The 16,968-nt window shown below is 64.6% G+C and carries 11 protein-coding genes; 7 read left to right on the forward strand and 4 right to left on the reverse strand.

Going from position 1 to position 16,968, the window contains the following annotated elements; all coding sequences use genetic code 11:
- The first annotated feature begins 124 nt into the window (after positions 1 to 124).
- The 3 genes from C5N93_RS05105 (at position 125) to C5N93_RS05115 (ending at position 5,035) form a co-directional block, all read left to right on the forward strand.
- Positions 125 to 1,420 carry an MFS transporter gene (locus tag C5N93_RS05105; RefSeq protein ID WP_069340143.1) on the forward strand — a complete coding sequence of 432 codons (1,296 nt, stop codon included), beginning with the start codon at positions 125 to 127 and terminating at the stop codon, positions 1,418 to 1,420.
- A 225-nt stretch (positions 1,421 to 1,645) separates the two neighbouring features.
- Complete coding sequence (locus C5N93_RS05110) at positions 1,646 to 2,896, forward strand: EAL domain-containing protein (protein ID WP_242558502.1); 1,251 nt, start codon at positions 1,646 to 1,648, stop codon at positions 2,894 to 2,896.
- A 192-nt stretch (positions 2,897 to 3,088) separates the two neighbouring features.
- Positions 3,089 to 5,035 carry a gamma-glutamyl-gamma-aminobutyrate hydrolase family protein gene (locus C5N93_RS05115; protein WP_242558503.1) on the forward strand — a complete coding sequence of 649 codons (1,947 nt, stop codon included), beginning with the start codon at positions 3,089 to 3,091 and terminating at the stop codon, positions 5,033 to 5,035.
- A gap of 172 nt (positions 5,036 to 5,207) precedes the next feature.
- On the opposite strand, the gene C5N93_RS05120 is transcribed toward C5N93_RS05115, so the two are convergent.
- On the reverse strand, positions 5,208 to 6,314 hold the full coding sequence (locus C5N93_RS05120) for an NADH:flavin oxidoreductase/NADH oxidase (protein WP_150721951.1): 1,107 nt from the start codon (positions 6,312 to 6,314) through the stop codon (positions 5,208 to 5,210).
- Between the two features lie 176 nt (positions 6,315 to 6,490).
- Here C5N93_RS05120 and C5N93_RS05125 point away from each other — a divergent pair, with 176 nt between their 5' ends.
- Positions 6,491 to 7,429, forward strand: coding sequence for a LysR family transcriptional regulator (locus C5N93_RS05125; protein WP_242558504.1), 939 nt, complete (start codon positions 6,491 to 6,493; stop codon positions 7,427 to 7,429).
- Here C5N93_RS05125 and C5N93_RS05130 read toward each other — a convergent pair.
- On the reverse strand, positions 7,410 to 8,558 hold the full coding sequence (locus tag C5N93_RS05130; RefSeq protein ID WP_242558505.1) for an ABC transporter substrate-binding protein: 1,149 nt from the start codon (positions 8,556 to 8,558) through the stop codon (positions 7,410 to 7,412). The two genes, C5N93_RS05125 and C5N93_RS05130, sit on opposite strands and share 20 nt — an antisense overlap.
- A gap of 214 nt (positions 8,559 to 8,772) precedes the next feature.
- Here C5N93_RS05130 and C5N93_RS05135 point away from each other — a divergent pair, with 214 nt between their 5' ends.
- Entirely contained in the window at positions 8,773 to 10,200 is a 1,428-nt protein-coding gene (locus tag C5N93_RS05135; RefSeq protein ID WP_242558506.1) for an LLM class flavin-dependent oxidoreductase, read from the forward strand.
- On the opposite strand, the gene C5N93_RS05140 is transcribed toward C5N93_RS05135, so the two are convergent.
- Complete coding sequence (locus C5N93_RS05140) at positions 10,167 to 11,276, reverse strand: tartrate dehydrogenase (RefSeq protein WP_242558507.1); 1,110 nt, start codon at positions 11,274 to 11,276, stop codon at positions 10,167 to 10,169. The genes C5N93_RS05135 and C5N93_RS05140 overlap by 34 nt on opposite strands.
- Positions 11,277 to 11,371: 95 nt before the next feature.
- On the opposite strand from C5N93_RS05140, the gene C5N93_RS05145 reads away from it, so the two are divergent.
- The gene (locus C5N93_RS05145; protein ID WP_242558508.1) at positions 11,372 to 12,283 is read left to right on the forward strand and encodes a LysR family transcriptional regulator; all 912 of its coding nucleotides are present in this window, start codon (positions 11,372 to 11,374) and stop codon (positions 12,281 to 12,283) included.
- A gap of 50 nt (positions 12,284 to 12,333) precedes the next feature.
- Here C5N93_RS05145 and bglX read toward each other — a convergent pair whose 3' ends face one another.
- Positions 12,334 to 14,691 (reverse strand): beta-glucosidase BglX, encoded by a 2,358-nt coding sequence (bglX, locus tag C5N93_RS05150; RefSeq protein ID WP_242558509.1) that lies wholly within the window; start codon positions 14,689 to 14,691, stop codon positions 12,334 to 12,336.
- 379 nt (positions 14,692 to 15,070) lie between these two features.
- Here bglX and C5N93_RS05155 point away from each other — a divergent pair, with 379 nt between their 5' ends.
- Positions 15,071 to 16,645 (forward strand): glucan biosynthesis protein G, encoded by a 1,575-nt coding sequence (locus C5N93_RS05155; RefSeq protein WP_242558519.1) that lies wholly within the window; start codon positions 15,071 to 15,073, stop codon positions 16,643 to 16,645.
- Positions 16,646 to 16,968 lie beyond the last annotated feature (323 nt).

The following is a 16,968-nucleotide window of genomic DNA, read 5'->3' on the forward strand; positions in this document are numbered from 1 at the left end:
AATAAGGGGATCGCAAAATCTCGCGTCGGCATGACCCTCGTCAGTACGGCGGAAAGTCATCTCGTGCGATGATGAAGGCACGTGCAAGCCTTTGCCCCCCATTCTCTGGCCCACTCTATTCCGAATGCAGCGAGATCCGTCGCTAGATACCGCTATTGCCGAAGACGAGCCTGATCGTCCCGGCCCGTTGTCCGAAGCCGGCTTGCTCGGCGCGCCCTCGACGCCGCCCGGCCCCGCGCCGGCAGATGCCGTGCCCCTGCCCATCAGCGTCTACCCCGCGCTCATGGGCATTCTGCTGGGCTACGGCGTGCTCGTCGTGGGCAACGGGCTGTTCGTCACGGCGGTGCCCTTTCATGCCCTCAAGTACGGTGCGTCGACGTTCACCATCGGCGTGATTCAGTCGTGCTACTACGCGGGCTTCCTGCTCGGCGCGTTCTACAACCGGTCGCTGATCGAGCGTATCGGCCAGCATCGCGCGTTCGTGGCGTTCACCGCGCTCGCCGCGCTGTTCGTGATGGGCTTCGCCGTGAGCGAATCCATGCTCCTGCTGTGCCTGCTGCGCGTAGGCACCGGCCTGGCGCTCATGGGCATGTACACCACCGTGGAGAGCTGGCTCAACGGCTCCGTGCCGAACACCATGCGCGGACGCGTTTTCGGCTCGTATCTCACCATCAACTATCTGGCGGTCAGCGCGGGGCAGTTCCTGCTCAACATCGGCGAGGCTGGCAGCGAAGGCCAGTTGCTGCTCGTCGCGGGGTTGTTCGTCGCCGCCATTCTGCCGATCACGCTCATGCAGGGCTGGCCCACGCGCGTGGCCGACGAGCGTCTCGTCAAACAACCGGCGATGAGCCTGTTCGACAGCATCACGGAAATGGCGCGCGCCACGCCCATCGCCATTCCGGGCTGCATTCTCGCGGGCTTTCTGTACAGCGCGTTCTACGCGATGATGCCCGTCTATCTCACGCGCATCGGCTTTTCCATCGGCAGTCTGTCGACGCTGATGGGCGTGGCGCTGTTCGGTGCGCTGCTCATGCAATGGCCGGTCGGCCGTTTGTCGGACCGGATGGACCGTCGCACGGTGTCGCGGCGTCTGGCGCTCGCGTCGGCCGTGTTCTGCGCGCCGTTGATCTTCATTCAGGCGCACTGGCTCGTCTTCGTGCTGATGTTCCTGTTCTCGGCCGTGAACTTCACGCAGTACGGGCTGATCGTCTCGCACGTGAACGACCGCACCGAGCCGGAACGGCGCATCGGCGTGAGCGCGACCCTGCTCATCCTTTTCTCGGTCGGCGGCCTGCTCGGGCCGATGATCGCCTCCGTGGTCGTGACGGTGCTGGGCCCGGGCGGTCTGCACGTCTTCAACGTGGTTTGCGCGCTCGCGCTCGCGCGCGTGGCGCTACGGGCACAGCGGCTCGCGCCCTGACGGCAAGCTACGCAGACAGCGCAGCCGGTTTGCCGCAGTTGCGCATATCGTCGCACCTCGCGTTCTCGCCCCACTTTGGTGCGAAAACGGCATTCTCTGGTGCGACGCGTCACAAGACAGGCGGAAATCGGCGGAAAAATCGGGGACAATAGCGCGCGCCTTTGAGCACGCTTCTTGCTCTCCTATTCTGTACATATCCTTGCCGCCCCCGCGCTTGTCACGACCATGACCATGACCGACCTCGACGCCCCCGGACTCTTGCCGCCCCGACTGACGGCAGCCGAAGACGGTCGGCGCATCGTCATCTATGGCGATTTCACGATCTCCAGCGTCTTCCAGCCGGTGTTCTCGGTCTCGCACCGGCGCGCGATCGGTTATCACGCGTCGCTGCGCGCGCACGACGCACAGGGGCGTCACGTGCCGTCGCACGAGGTCTTCACGATGGCCGCGCGCCACGGCGACATGCTGGAACTGGGGCGACTCGCCGAGTCGCTGCATCTGGGCAACTTCCACGAGTTCGACAGCCGCGATGCGTGGCTCTTTCTGAATCTGCACCCCGCCGCGCTCATGGACACGGTCTATGGCGACGCGCTCATCGCCACACTGAAAGCGTCGGGCCTGTCGCCGCAGCGTGTGGTGCTCGAAGTGCCCGAGCAGGCCGGTGGCGACACGCCGCGCTTCGGGGCCATCGTCGGCAGTCTGCGCAAGGCGGGCTTCCTGCTCGCGCTGGGCGGTTTCGGCGCCAAGCACTCGAACATCGATCGCGTGTGGGATCTGCGCCCGGATATCGTGGTGCTCGATCGCGGCATTCTTGCGCAGGCGACGGAGCAGTCGCACCTTGCGCGCGTGTTGCCGGGGCTGGTGTCGTTGCTGCACGAGTCGGGGCAACTGGTGATGATGGGTGGCCTTACGACGGATCGCGAAGCGTTGATCGCGCTGGAGTGCAACGTCGACTTCGTGCAGGGGCAGTACTTCGCCGCACCGGATTTCGATCCCGTCCCGCCGAAAGTGGCCGCCGAGCGCATGGATGCGCTGTCGTCTGCGCTTCGCACCCAACTCGTCGAACGTGAGCGTGCCGAGCACGCGCGACTGGCCCCGTATGTCGCCGGCATCGAGTCGGCGGCGGCACGCCTCGCACAAGGGCAGGACATTCGTCAGGCAACGCACGATCTGCTGGCGCTGCCCGACGCTGCCCGATGCTTCCTGCTCGACGCCGCCGGTCGTCAGATCGGCGACAACGTGCTGCCGCACAGCCACTCGTCGCAGCGCGCCAAACGCTTCCGTCCGCTGCTGCATTCGGAAGGCGCGAACTGGGCACGGCGTCCGTACTTCATCGAAGCCATGCGCGCGCCCGGCGAAGTGCACTTCACGCCGCCGTATCTCTCGATCAACGAAGCGCACCTGTGCGTGACGGCATCGATCGCGTCACCCGCCAAGCAAGGGCTGCATGTGCTTTGCGTGGACATCAACTGGTGATGACGAACGGCCAGGGGGCGCATAAGCCCTTGGTCTTATCGCGACACGTACGCTCTTCGTCGAAGCGTTCGGTTTACGGAAGCTGACTTCGTTGCGCGCGCCGCACCTTTCGTGCGCGACGAGTAAGTTGAAGCGATAAGGGCACACTTCGATCTGGCGATCCCGGCCAGCGCCGTGCCCGGGACGTCGCTCATGCCATCACATCTCACACTCAATACGACGCCGGCGCGCACCACGGCAGATGCAGAAACGCCTGCGCAGCCTCCGAAGGCGTCGTCGACCCCGGCGCAGCCCGCACCGCCTGCCGCCGAACAGACCCTGAACCTGACGCCCTTGCAGATGAAGGCGTTCAAGAAAGGGCTGTCGTTTCGCGAACGACAAACGCTGCTGACCCAGAACCCCGACGAACAGGCGACGCAAGCGCTCAAGGGCAAAATCTCCGCCGCACGCGCCGCGCCCATCAATCTGACACGGCCCGTCGACCGGCGCTCCGCGCTCAGACATGCGGCCGACGCCATCGGTCATTTCTCGGCGCGGTCCGCGAAGAACATCGTCCGGTCGCGGGTGTCCGACAAGCTGGCCGAACCCGCGCCCGGCGATCACGGCGCCGCGTTGCCTTCCGTCAACAAGGTGCAGTTGGAGAAGCTGATCGCCAAGGCGAAAGCGGCCGATGGCGATGCGCCTGTCGACGTGGCCGCACAACTGCGCGCCGCCGGATTCTCGACGCGGATCGCCAACCTCACGCTCTCCGACAGCACACTGCTCAAGCACGCGAAGCTCGACGGCCTGTCGTTCGTCAATTGCCACTTCGACTGGAGCCACTTCGGCACGGCGAGTCTGTCCGGCACGCGCTTCGCCGGATGCCGTCTGAACAATGCGTCGTTCATGAAGGCGTCGCTCGACAACTGCATCTTCGAGGACTGCATCATGCGTGAGACGATGATGACCGGCTCGTCGCTGCACGCCGTGACGTTCCAGCGGTGCGACATCGTCAGCGGCAGTTTCGAAGACACCCACATCGCCGATTCGCGCTTTGATACGGTGACGCTCGCCGGCACCCATTTCCTCGACGCCAACGTCGCACGCTCGTCGATCCACAACAGCCATCTGACGAATGCGGCGTTCTTCGGCACGTTGCCGAACTTCGAGGTGGACGACGCGTCGCGCGATACCGCCGTGACGACCAAACCGCTCGCCGCGATCCTGATCAATCCCGAAGTGCGCGGCGTCACGGTGCCGAAGGTCTTCATGAAGCTCGATCAGGCGGCGAACAACGTGCCGTTGCGCATCACGATGCAGCCGCAATCGACCGAGCTGACGGCGATCAACCGCGAGATGGACACCGCCCTCGGCACGGTCGGCGAATACACGCCTCACGACCTTCCTATCGGTCAACGGCTGTTGCGTGAGATCGACGACCATCCCGACGCTCATCCGCAGTTGTCGTCCATCGTCGCCAAGGCGCAGAAGCTCGGCGAGCATGTGAACGCCATCGTCCTGCCCGGCGGTGAAGACGTGCCGCCCGCCTTGTACGGCGCCGCGCAGGATCCGAAGACGAACTGGGGTGGCGACTACCGGCGCTCCGCGCTGGAACTGGCGCTCATTCGCGAGTCCACCAACAAGGGCATTCCGATGCTCGCCGTGTGCCGTGGCTTCCAGATGGCCAACGTGTACTTCGGCGCGCAGATGCAGCAGCACGTGGAGGGTCACAAGGGCCTGCAACGCTTCAAGCTGACGGAGGAGAGCCGCAACGGGTTGTACGGCGAGGCCATGCGCAAATCGATTCTGAGCACCGTGGCGCATCACCAGGCGATTCCCGTGTCGATGCAGGCGCCGGCGGGCAGCCTCAAACCGTCGGTCGTGTACAAGGACCTCGTCAAAGCGGTGGAAGGCGCGCATTCGGGCGCGGCACCCGCCGTCATGCTGCAATTCCATCCGGAGTTCTATCGCGCCACGACGGCAGCCACACTGCTCACCGAACTCGCCGATCTGGGGCAGAACATCACGATGTCGTCGACCAACAACGATTTCTGGAAAGTTCTCTCCGATGCCTCCGACGCGCATCGCACGAAGAAAACCGTTCTCGAAGACCTCAAGCAGCCGCAGACGCTGCGGCCCGTCACCACCGGCGCGACCTGATCCGGCGCGCAGGATACGACAACGCCCCCGGCGTCTTCCGACGTCCGGGGGCGCTGTCTTTCATGCGTTGGTGCTTTCGCCCGCCGAGCCGACGGGTCTGTGCCTGCGCGCACTGCGCGGCACGCTACGCGACGAATTACGTGGCGTATTACTCGCTGTATTGCGCGGTGAATTACGCGGCGCGCTGCACGGCGTAACGCTCAAGCCAGTGCGCATACGGCGCGGGCAGCACCCACGACGGACGGTCCAGATCGAGTTCGCGAGCGGCGTAGTACGGCCAGTGCGGGTTGGCGAGCAGTGCGCGGCCGATCATCACGAGGTCCATCTGCCCATCGGCCACCACACGATTGGCCGCGTGCGGGTCGTCGATCCCCCACGACGAGGCGACGGCGATGCCCGCTTCCTTCTTCACACGCTCGGCGATGGGCGCGAGGAATGCCGAACCCCAGGGAATCTTCGCTTCATACGTCGAGAAGCCCACGCTCACGTTGAGCAGGTCCAGACCGCCTTCACGCATCTGACGCGTGAGTTCGATCGATTCCGCGAGCGTCTCTTCGTCGCGACCGTCGTATTCGAGCACGCCGAAACGGGCCGTCAGCGGCAAATGATCCGGCCACACTTCACGCACGGCCGCCAACGTCTCCAGCAGGAAGCGGCCGCGGCCGGCGAGATCACCACCGTAGGCGTCGTCGCGCTGATTCGAATGCAGCGAGAAGAAGCTCTGCGCCAGATAGCCGTGCGCGAAGTGCAGCTCCAGCCACTCGAAACCGGCGGCGAGCGCACGACGCGCAGCCGCCACGAAATCGGCCTTCACCCGTGCGATGTCGTCGAGCGTCATGGCCGTGGGCACCTTGCCGAGATGCTTGCCGAACGCCACGGCGGACGGCGCAATCGTCGGCCAGCCACGCGAATCGTCTTCAGCGATGTGATCGTCGCCTTCCCACGGACGGTTCGCGCTGGCCTTGCGACCGGCGTGGGCGATCTGGATACCAGGTACCGCGCCGTGCGACTTGATGGCCGCAGCGATGCGCGCCATGCCCTGCGCCTGTTCGTCGTTCCACAAGCCGGTGCATCCCGGCGTGATGCGGCCTTCGGGCGAGACGGCGGTCGCCTCCACGATCACCAGACCGGCGCCACCGCGCGCGAGGCTGGCGTAATGGGCCAGGTGCCAGTCGTTGGTCACGCCATCGACGGCGCTGTACTGGCACATCGGCGGAATCGCCACGCGGTTGCGCAGCTTCACGCTTTTCAGTTCAAACGGGGAAAACAGGGCAGACATGAGAATTCTCGATTCGGGGGGTTGTCAGGGGATAGCGGCGCCTGAGAAGGCGGAGCCTGCGGCCCACGGCGGCTTTTCCGGCGCCTCGACCGTCAAAAGGTCGACGTGAGCAATGGTAGACGCACATCGCTATAATAGAAACTATCTGCAAATTATCGATTCGATAACATTTCATTATGGTAAATCCTCAGTGGCTCAAATCCTTCGCCACGCTCGCCGAGCTGGGTAACTTCACGCGCACGGCCGATCATCTGAGCCTCACGCAGGCCGCCGTGAGTCAGCACATCAAGCATCTGGAAGAGGAATTCGGGGCGTTGCTGGTGCGTCGCCCGCGCGCGATCGAACTCACGCCGGCCGGGCAGGCGTTACTCGTCTACTGCGAGCAGGTGGAGTGCGCGGCGCGGCATCTGCGCTCCAGTCTGGAGGACGCCAACGAGGAGTGCGGCAACATCACGCTCATTACGCCGGGCAGCATCGGGTTGTATCTGTGCCCGATCCTGCTCGACATGCAGCAGGCGAATCCGGCCATGGCGGTGCGGCACCGTTTCGCGCCCGACCGGGAAGTGCTGGAGGGCGTGCTACAGAATCACTTCGAACTGGGACTGGTGACGCTGCGCCCCGACGATCCCCGGCTCACGGCCACGCCGTTCACGCAGGAACCGCTCGAACTCGTGGTGCCGGCGGGGGAAGACGTGCATACGTGGGACGACCTCAAGCGTATCGGCTTCATCGAGCACCCCGACGGCGAAGCGATGTCCACGCGCTTGCTGAGCCGTCGCTTCCCGGGCAATCCGGGCGTGCGAAGCCTGCCGTGCAAGGGTTGTACGAACCAGATCAGTCTGATTCTCGAATATGTCGCGCGCGGTCTCGGCTTCACCGTCATTCCGCAGTACGCGCGACAGGCCTTCGCCTCGCAGGATGCCATTCGTGTCGTGGATTGCGGCCCGCCGGTGGTCGACACGCTGTGGTTGATTCATCGCGCAGAGTGGCCGCTCTCGGCACGCGCCCAACGCGCCGTGGCGCTGCTGCGCGAACGGGTCGATGCACCGCGCCCGCGCGCCTTCGGCAGCGAGCGCGTGCAGCGTGTGCCGCGCGTCAGCGCGCAGCCTGCGTGAACTTGTTGAACGACGTATCGAACAGACCGCGCACGTCGAAGCCCTTGGTGAGCGTGCCGGTCTTCACGAAGTCGTCGACACTCTTCTGCGCCTCGGCAATCGCCGCATCCGTAAGCGGTTCGTAGCGAATGCGCGACGTGCTGAACCATTGATGCGCGAGCTTCGGATCGACGCGCGACTTGCCCGCCCACACGTCGGCATAACGCTCGATATGACGCGGGTCCGCCAGCGACCATTCACGCGCGCGTTGATAACGCTGCACGAAATCCCCCAGTAACTCGCGCTTGGTGTCGATAACCTTTTGCGTCGTCGACAGATAGCTCTGCGCCGCGATCAGCCCGCGTGCGGTCACCACCGTGCGCGCGCCCGCCTGACGCAAGCGCGTGACGTACGGCTCCCACGTCGCCGTCGCATCCACCTTGCCCGCCTGCAACGCCGCTGCCGAGTCGACCGAGGCGAGGTACGAGTACTTCACGGCATCGAGCGGCAAGCCCGCGGACGTCAGCGCCGCCTGCACCAGTTGCTGCGACCAGCCGCCGCGCGTAATGGCGACCGTCTTGCCCTTCAGATCGGCCACCGTCTTGATTTGCGTGTGCGGACCGGCGAGCAGCACCACACTGTCGGGACTGTCGCGATAGATCCCGATGACCTTGACCGGCGCGCCCTGCGCCGCGAGGAACAGTACCGGGCCGTCGCCTTGCAGGCCGATGTCGAGCGCACCGGCGTTCACCGCTTCGATCACCGGCGTGCCTGCCGGGAATTGCTTCCATGAGACGGTATAGGGCGCGTCCTGCAATGCGCCGGACGCTTCGAAGAGACTCTGCGCGTTGTACGCCTGATCGCCCACGACGAGCACCGGCTTGTCCGCCGCCTTGCCGGCAAACGGCAGAATGGCCGCGACGCTCAGCGCGGCTGCCGTAGCGCGACGCAATCGCGTGCGCCAAAGCGGCCAGGCATTACGAGCCCGCGCACGCAGGTCGCGCTTCGCAGAGCGTGCCAGTGTCGCGCGCACCATCGCCGCCCGCGACGGCGGCGACACATAGAGCCCAAAGGCAATGGCGGACGCGGCGATAAACGCGTCCAGCACCGGGTTCACCGGCTCGGCGGCATGAAAGGCAGATGTCGTCATGTGTTATCGCCACGCGGGAAACGCGGCCGGAACAGTGGAGGATGCGCCAGTCTAGGCACGCGATCGCGCATCCCCAACCATCGATTGATGCGATCCATAGCGCGTCGCGTGCAGGTTTGCTTATGTGGGTTTGCTTATGGGCTTTCGTTGTTTGTGGTCTGGCGCCCGACTCACTTATCGTGACCGTCTACCGAAATCGAACGAGAGCAAGCTCATGAGCCAACCTGCCCGCAAACTCCGGCTGGGCGCCTACATGTCGGGTTCCGGCGTGCAGGGCGATAGCTGGCGTCACCCCGATACCGACACCGACGCCTATTCGCAATTCGCACGCTATCGTCATTACGCCCAGGAGCTCGAACGCGGTTGCTTCGACGCGCTGTTCTTCTTCGACAACCTCTTCGTATCGACGGACCCGATCGCGCTCGCCCACAGCCCCGGCGCGCCGCGCTGGGACCCCGTCGTACTGCTCGCCGGGCTGGCGGGTGCGACGAAGCACATCGGCCTTGTCGCCTCCGTGAGCACGACCTACAGCGAGCCTTACAACGTGGCGCGCGCCTTCGCGTCGCTCGACCATCTGTCGGGCGGCCGAGCCGGCTGGAATCTCGTGACGTCCACGGGCGGCGGCGAGAACTTCAATCGCGACGATCACGTCGATCATGCAGTGCGCTACGAGCGCGCGAACGAGTTTTACGACGTGGTAACGGGTCTATGGGACAGCCATGCCGACGACGCCTTCCCGCGCGACAAGGCGACCGGCCAATGGGCAGACCCGTCGCGGATTCGCACACTGGATCATCGCGGCAAGCACTTCCGTGTACGCGGGCCGCTCAGCGCGCCGCGCCCGGTGCAGGGCTGGCCGGTGATCGCACAGGCCGGGTCGAGCGAAGCGGGACGCGAACTGGCCGCACGCGCAGGTGAACTGCTTTACACGGCCGCACAGGACATCGAAGATGCGCGCGCCTTCTATGCGGACGTCAAGACACGTGCGCTGAAGTACGGCCGACGGCCGGAACACATCTTCATTCTGCCGGGCGTCTCGCCCATCGTGGGACGCACGCAAGCGGAAGCGGAAGACCGCTACGACAGCCTGCTCTCGCATCGCGATCCGGCGGTCGTGCTGAACGCGCTCACGAACTACGCGAGCCTCGGCATCGATCTCGCCTGCCTGCCCTTCGATGCGAAAGTGCCGCTCCCCGACACGGTGCCGGAGACGAACTCGCACAAGAGCCGTCAGAAGCTGCTGGTGGACTGGATACGACGCGAGCAGCCGACGGTGCGTCAGCTCTACACACGCTTTACCGGGGGCGGGCACCGGGTGCTGGTCGGCACGCCGCAATCGATTGCCGACGACTTCCAGCACTGGTTCGAGACGGGCGCGGCCGACGGCTTCAACATCATGTTCCCGAGCGCGCCCGTGGGGATTACGTCCTTCGTCGATCTGGTGGTGCCGGAGTTGCAGCGGCGCGGCCTGTTCCGCACGCGGTACGAAGGCCGCACGTTCCGCGAGAACCTCGGTGTTCCCGCGGTGCCCAACCGTCACTTCCCGCCGCGCGACGTTGCGTCGGCAGCGGGAGGCACGGTGTCTAACTCACTCGATCACTCAGCCCATCAGCCGGCCGATACGACGGCCGCAATCGCCTGACCGACTTCGGTCGTGTTCGCGCGCCCGCCCATGTCGCCGGTGCGCGGACCGTCCTTGATCACCTGCGTGATAGCCGCGAGGATCGCATCGTGCGCGTCGCGCGTGCGTTGATCGCCGCGACCGATGAAGTCGAGCATCATCGCGGCGGTCCAGATCATGCCGATCGGGTTGGCAATGTTCTTGCCTGCGATGTCCGGCGCCGAGCCGTGCACCGGTTCGAACAGCGACGGGAACTTGCCTTCCGGGTTCAGGTTGCCCGACGGCGCAATGCCGATGGTGCCGGTACACGCCGGGCCGAGGTCCGACAGGATGTCGCCGAACAGATTCGATGCGACCACCACATCGAAACGATCCGGATTGAGCACGAAGCGCGCGCACAGAATGTCAATGTGCTGCTTGTCCCACGTAATGTCGGGATACTTCGCGGCCGTCTCGGCGGCGCGCTTGTCCCACCACGGCATGGAGATCGAGATGCCGTTGCTCTTGGTCGCGACCGTCACGTGCTTGCGCTCGCGTTGCTGCGCGAGATCGAATGCGAACTTGAGCACACGCTCCGTGCCGTGACGCGTGAACACCGACTCCTGCACGACGAACTCACGCTCCGTGCCCTCGAACATCACCCCGCCGACCGACGAGTACTCGCCTTCAGTGTTCTCGCGCACGATCATGAAATCGATGTCGCCCGCCTTGCGATTCGCCAGCGGTGACGGCACGCCGTCGAACAACCGCGCCGGACGCAGATTGATGTACTGATCGAACTCGCGACGGAACTTCAGCAACGAGCCCCACAGCGAGATGTGATCGGGCACCGTCTCGGGCCAGCCGACCGCGCCGAAGAGAATCGCGTCCACGCCGTCGAGTTGCTGCTTCCAGTCGTCCGGCATCATCTGACCATGCGCGACGTAGTAATCGCAGCTCGCCCACTCGATGTGCTGATACTCGACGGGAATACCGAAGCGCTTGCTGGCTGCGTCGAGCACGCGCAGGCCTTCCGGCATCACTTCCTTGCCGATGCCGTCGCCCGGGATCACGGCGATCTTGAACGGACGCTGGGCGCGTTGGGACGTTTCGGTCATGGTCTTGTCTCCTGGACGTTTGATGGATGCCGCTAGATTATTCCATTCCAAGGCGGATAAAATCCCTCAATCGGTTAATCCACTATCCACGAATCGTGAATAAACCCCTGCCCGTCAACCCCAATCTCGACGACCTGCGCGTGTTCTGTCAGGTCGCGCGCCGCGCCAGCTTCTCCGCCGCCGCCGAGGCGCTGGGGGTCTCGCCCGCCTATGTCAGCAAGCGCGTGAGCATGCTGGAGGCCGATCTCGGCACGCGGCTGCTGCATCGCTCGACCCGGCGCGTGGCGATCACCGACGCGGGCGAGCGTGTCTACGCGTGGGCCGAGAAGATTCTCGACGACGTGAATCACCTGATGGAAGACGTATCGAGCACACGTCAGGTGCCGCGCGGCACGCTACGGGTGTCGAGCAGCTTCGGGTTCGGGCGGCACGTGGTGGCGCCCGCCATGTCGCGATTGCGCGCACTGCATCCGCAACTCAATGTGCGACTGGATCTGTTCGACCGGATCGTCGACGTGGCGGCGGAAGGCTACGACCTCGACGTGCGCATCGGCGACGAGATCGCCCCGCACCTGATCGCGCGCAAGCTGGCGGACAACCACCGCGTGCTCTGTGCGTCTGCCGCGTATCTGGAGACGCACGGCACGCCGCGTCAGTTGAGCGATCTGGCCGGGCATGCCTGCATCGTCATCAAGGAACGCGATCACCCGTTCGGCATGTGGCGGTTGCAGCAGCGCGGCGAATCCCTCTCGCTCAAGGTGACCGGGCCGCTCTCGACGAACCACGGCGAAGTCGCCGTGCAGTGGGCGCTCGACGGTCAGGGCATCGTGTTGCGTTCGATGTGGGATGTAGGGGCGCTGATCGCACGCGGGGATCTGGTGCAGGTGCTGCCGGACGTCACGCAGCCAGCCAACGTGTGGGCGGTGTATCCGTCGCGCGTGGCCTCGTCGGCCAAAGTGCGCGCCTGCGTGGAATTCCTCGCGGGGGAGTTCCAGACGCAGGCGTGAGGTCCGGTGAAGTCGGCAACGCGCGACGTTGCCGAAACCTTATTGAAACCTTACTGAAGCGTGAACGTCGCCTGCTCGAGCTGCTGCGAGTCAAGCCCGATCTGGACATTGAAGTCACCCGGCTCGGCCACGTATTGCAGCTTCGCGTTGTAGAACTTCAGCAGGCTTTCGTCGATGGCGAAATGCACCGTGCGCGCTTCGCCCGGCTTCAGGCTCACGTTCTGAAAGCCCTTCAACTCCTTGATCGGCCGCACGATCGACGCCGCGACATCCTGCAAGTACAACTGCACGACGGTCTCGCCTTCGCGCTTGCCCGTGTTACGCACGGTCACGCTCGCATCGAGCTTGCCGCCGCTCGCGAGCGTCTTCGCCGAGAGTTTGACCTTCGAGACATCGAACGTCGTGTAGCTCAGGCCGTAGCCGAAGGCATACAACGGGCCGGAGTCTTCCTCGAAGTATTGGGACGTGTAGTTCGCCGGCTTGCCCGGCGTGAACGGACGGCCGATGCGCAACTGGTTGTAGTACGTCGGGATCTGGCCGATGGAGCGCGGGAACGAGATCGGCAGCTTGCCCGACGGGTTGTAATCGCCGAACAGCACATCCGCAATCGCATGGCCGCCTTCGGTGCCGGCGTACCAGGTTTCGAGCATGGCGTCGGCGTTCGCCTTCGCCCAGTTCAGATCGAGCGGACGACCGTTCATCAGCACGACGACCAGCGGCTTGCCCGTCGCTTTGAGCGCCTGCAACAGCGCTAGTTGACTGCCCGGCAGCATCAGGCTAGTACGGCTCGATGCCTCATGCGACATGCCGCGCGACTCGCCCACGGCCACGACCAGCGTGTCGGCATTGCGGGCGACCTGCACCGCTTCGTCGATCATCTGCTGCGGCGTGCGCTTGTCCTGCACGACTTCCGGGTTGTCCCAGTCGAGGAAGTTGAGGTACTCGACCACACGCGGGTCGTCGGTGATGTTCGCGCCGCGTGCGTATGTCACCTGAGCGTTCGCGCCCAGTGCGTCGCGCACGCCTTGCAGCAGCGAGACGGCTTGCGCGGGCTTACCCGCCGCCGACCAGCTACCGAGCATGTCCAGCTTCGAATCGGCGAGCGGACCGATCACCGCCACCTTGCCTGTCTTGCGTAGCGGCAGCGTGTCGTGCTGGTTCTCCAGCAGGACCAGCGAGCGACGCGCGATGTCGCGCGCGGCGTCGCGATGCAGACGGTCTTCCGCATTCACATCCTTCGGATCCTGCGCAGCGTTACCGATGCGACGATACGGATCGGCGAACAGCCCCATGTCGTACTTCGCACCGAGCACCTCGCGCACGGCGCCGTCGATCACGCTCACCGGCACGTCGCCCGACTTCACGAGATCGGGCAACTGCTTGAGGTACTGCTGATCGGCCATGCTCATGTCCACGCCGGCCTCGATCGCGAGTTTGGCGGCTTCGCGGCCGTCCCTGGCGACACCGTGGCGCATCAGCTCTTCGATGGCGCCGTGATCGCTCACCGTCACGCCCTTGAAACCCCATTCGCCGCGCAACACGTCGCGCAGCAGCCATTTGTTCGACGTGGCGGGCGTGCCGTTGATCGAGTTCAGCGCAATCATCACGCCGCCCGCGCCCGCGTCGATGCCCGCGCGATACGGCGGCAGATAGTCCTGATACATGCGCATCGGGCTCATGTCGACGACGTTGTAATCGCGCCCGCCCTCCACGGCGCCGTACAACGCGAAGTGCTTCACGAACGCCATCAGGCTGTCCGGATTGGCGGGCGACGTGCCCTGAAACCCCTCGACGCTCGCGCGAGCGCTTTGCGACACCAGATAGGGATCTTCGCCGAAGCCTTCGGAGGTGCGTCCCCAGCGCGGATCGCGCGAGATGTCGACCATCGGCGCAAACGTGGCGTCCACGCCGTCGGCGCCGGCTTCCACGGCGGACACACGCGCCGCGCGCTTCACGACATCCATATTCCAGCTCGACGCGAGACCGAGGCTGATCGGGAACACCGTGCGATGCCCGTGCACGATGTCGTACGCAAAGAACATCGGAATCTTCAGGCGGCTTTGCTTGACGGCCGCGTCCTGCAACGGACGGTTCTCGCTGCGCGTGACCGAGTTGAACGTGCCGCCCACGCGACCGGCGGCAATTTCCTTGATGAGCTGCGGCTGCGGCATTTCCGAGCCGATGCTGATCAGGCGCAACTGGCCGATCTTCTCTTCGAGCGTCATGCGCGCGATGAGATCGTCGACGAAACGCTGCTTGGCAGCGGCCGACGGCATGGCGACGGGAACGTCGCCCTGCTTACCGTTGTCGGAGGCTTGAGCGGTGCTGGCAAAGGCCGGTGCCTGCATGACGACGGCGATACCTGCGGCGAGACTGGCCGCGAGGGCCAGTGCGGAGAACATTCTCATCTGATGGCGATCCAATGTGGCGCGACGGGTCGTGATTCGCGATGCCGGGCGTCATCTGCCGCTGCATCGAACCTCGTCCCCGCCGTATCAACTGGAGTTATGCGACGCAGCACATCGAAATCAAAAACGAAATCGATACCTGCCGGGATGCATAACGCGAAGTGCGATACTTTGCCACAATTGGTATTTTTTGAGAGATTTCGCTTCGTTTTCGACGAAAACCGTTACGTACCAACGCAACAGCGAACGCGACCGCCAACGCAACTGCGAACACAACTGCGGTTTTCGCCCGCCCAAGCCAGGCAGAACGGCACGCACGGTATGCTGTGCCGTCACGCCCTAACAACTGGAGAGATTCGTGGTTTCGTTTTCCCCCGCCATGTCCTGGCAACGACGCGCACGCGCGCTCGTGCCCACGCTCCTGGCCGGTGCCGCCCTGCTGGGTGCCGCGCATGCCCATGCGTTCTCCCTCGACGATGTGACCGCCCGCGCGAAAGCGCTCGCCGACAAGCCCTACGCGGCCCCGGTAAGCAACCTCACGCCCGCCTTCGCGAAGATGCAGTTCGGCGACTACATCAAGATCCAGCCGCGCCGCGAAGCGTTCGAATGGAACGATCAGCCCACCGCGTTCAAGCTCGGCTTCTATCATCAAGGCATGCAGTTCAGCACGCCGGTGAAGATCAACGAAATCGTCGGCAACGGCAGCAACGCAAAGATCGACGAGATCAAGTACGACAGCAACCGCTTCGACTTCGGCGACCTCAAGCTCGACCGCAGCGCCACGCATAACCTCGGTTACGCGGGCTTTCGCGTGCTGTATCCGATCAACGAACCGGGCAAGCTCGACGAGATCATGAGCGTGCTCGGCGCGAGTTATTTCCGCGTCATCGGCAAGGGCCAGATCTACGGTCTCTCCGCACGCGGACTCGCCATCGATACCGGCCTGCCCATCGCTGAAGAATTCCCGGCGTTTCGCGAGTTCTGGATCGAGCGTCCGAACGCAGGCGACAAGCATCTCGTGTTCTACGCGCTGCTCGACTCGAAGCGTGCGACCGGTGCGTATCGCTTCGATCTCACACCGGGAGACGATTCGCTGCTGAAGGTGCAGGCGCGCGTGTTCATGCGCGACAAGGTGACGAAGCTCGGCATTGCGCCACTCACCAGCATGTTCCTGTTCGGGCCGAATCAGCAGCGCGATCCGTACAACTTCCGTCCCGCACTGCACGACTCGAACGGTCTGGCGATTCACGCGGGCAATGGCGAGTGGATCTGGCGTCCGCTGAACAATCCGCGCAACCTCGCGATCAGCCAGTTCCAGGTGACGAATCCGCGCGGCTTCGGCCTGCTTCAGCGCGGACGCGATTTCTCGCAGTACGAAGACCTGAAGGATCGCTACGATCTGCGCCCGAGCGCATGGGTCGAGCCGCAAGGCGACTGGGGCAAGGGGCATGTCGAACTGGTCGAGATTCCGTCGCCGGACGAGACCAACGACAACATCGGCGCGTTCTGGACGCCTGATCAACTCCCGCCCAAGGGCCAGCCGTTGCAGGCCGATTACACGATCCGCTGGACGATGAACGAGCGCGGCATCATCGATCGCAATCTCGCCTGGGTGAAGCAAACGCTTCGCACCGCCGGTGAAATCACGCAGGCCAACCTGATTCGTCACTTCGACGGCAGCACCGGCCTGATCGTGGACTTCGACGGCGGCCCGCTCGCCACGCTGCCCGCCGGTTCGGTCACGCCGCAAGTCAGCGTGAGCGACAACGCCACCATCATCGAGCAGACGCTGCAACCGAATCCGGTCACGCATGGCATGCGCCTGAACCTGCGCGTCATGGTCAAGGACCCGGCCAAGGTCGTGGAACTGCGTGCGGCACTCGTCTCCGGCGGCAAGCCGATCAGCGAGACCTGGAGCTATCAGCTCCCGCCGTTCTCGGTAGCCAAGCAATAAGTTGCATTAAGTCCTGCGGTGGGGGGGGGGGGGGGAGACCCCCAGGCCCACCCCCCCCACCAAGACAAACCCACACACTTCGCTTCGTGCGTCCTTTCTCTTGTCTGGTGTTGTCCGGGGTGGGGGGGTCGCTCCTGCCCCCCACCCCCCCCCCCCCCACCGCAGGACTTAATGCAACTTAGTGCTTGGCTACCGAGAACGGCGGGAGCTGATAGCTCCAGGTCTCGCTGATCGGCTTGCCGCCGGAGACGAGTGCCGCACGCAGTTCCACGACCTTGGCCGGGTCCTTGACCATGACGCGCAGGTTCAGGCGCATGCCATGC

Source organism: Pandoraea sp. LA3, assembly GCF_022696215.1.
Taxonomy (GTDB): Bacteria; Pseudomonadota; Gammaproteobacteria; order Burkholderiales; family Burkholderiaceae; genus Pandoraea; species Pandoraea capi.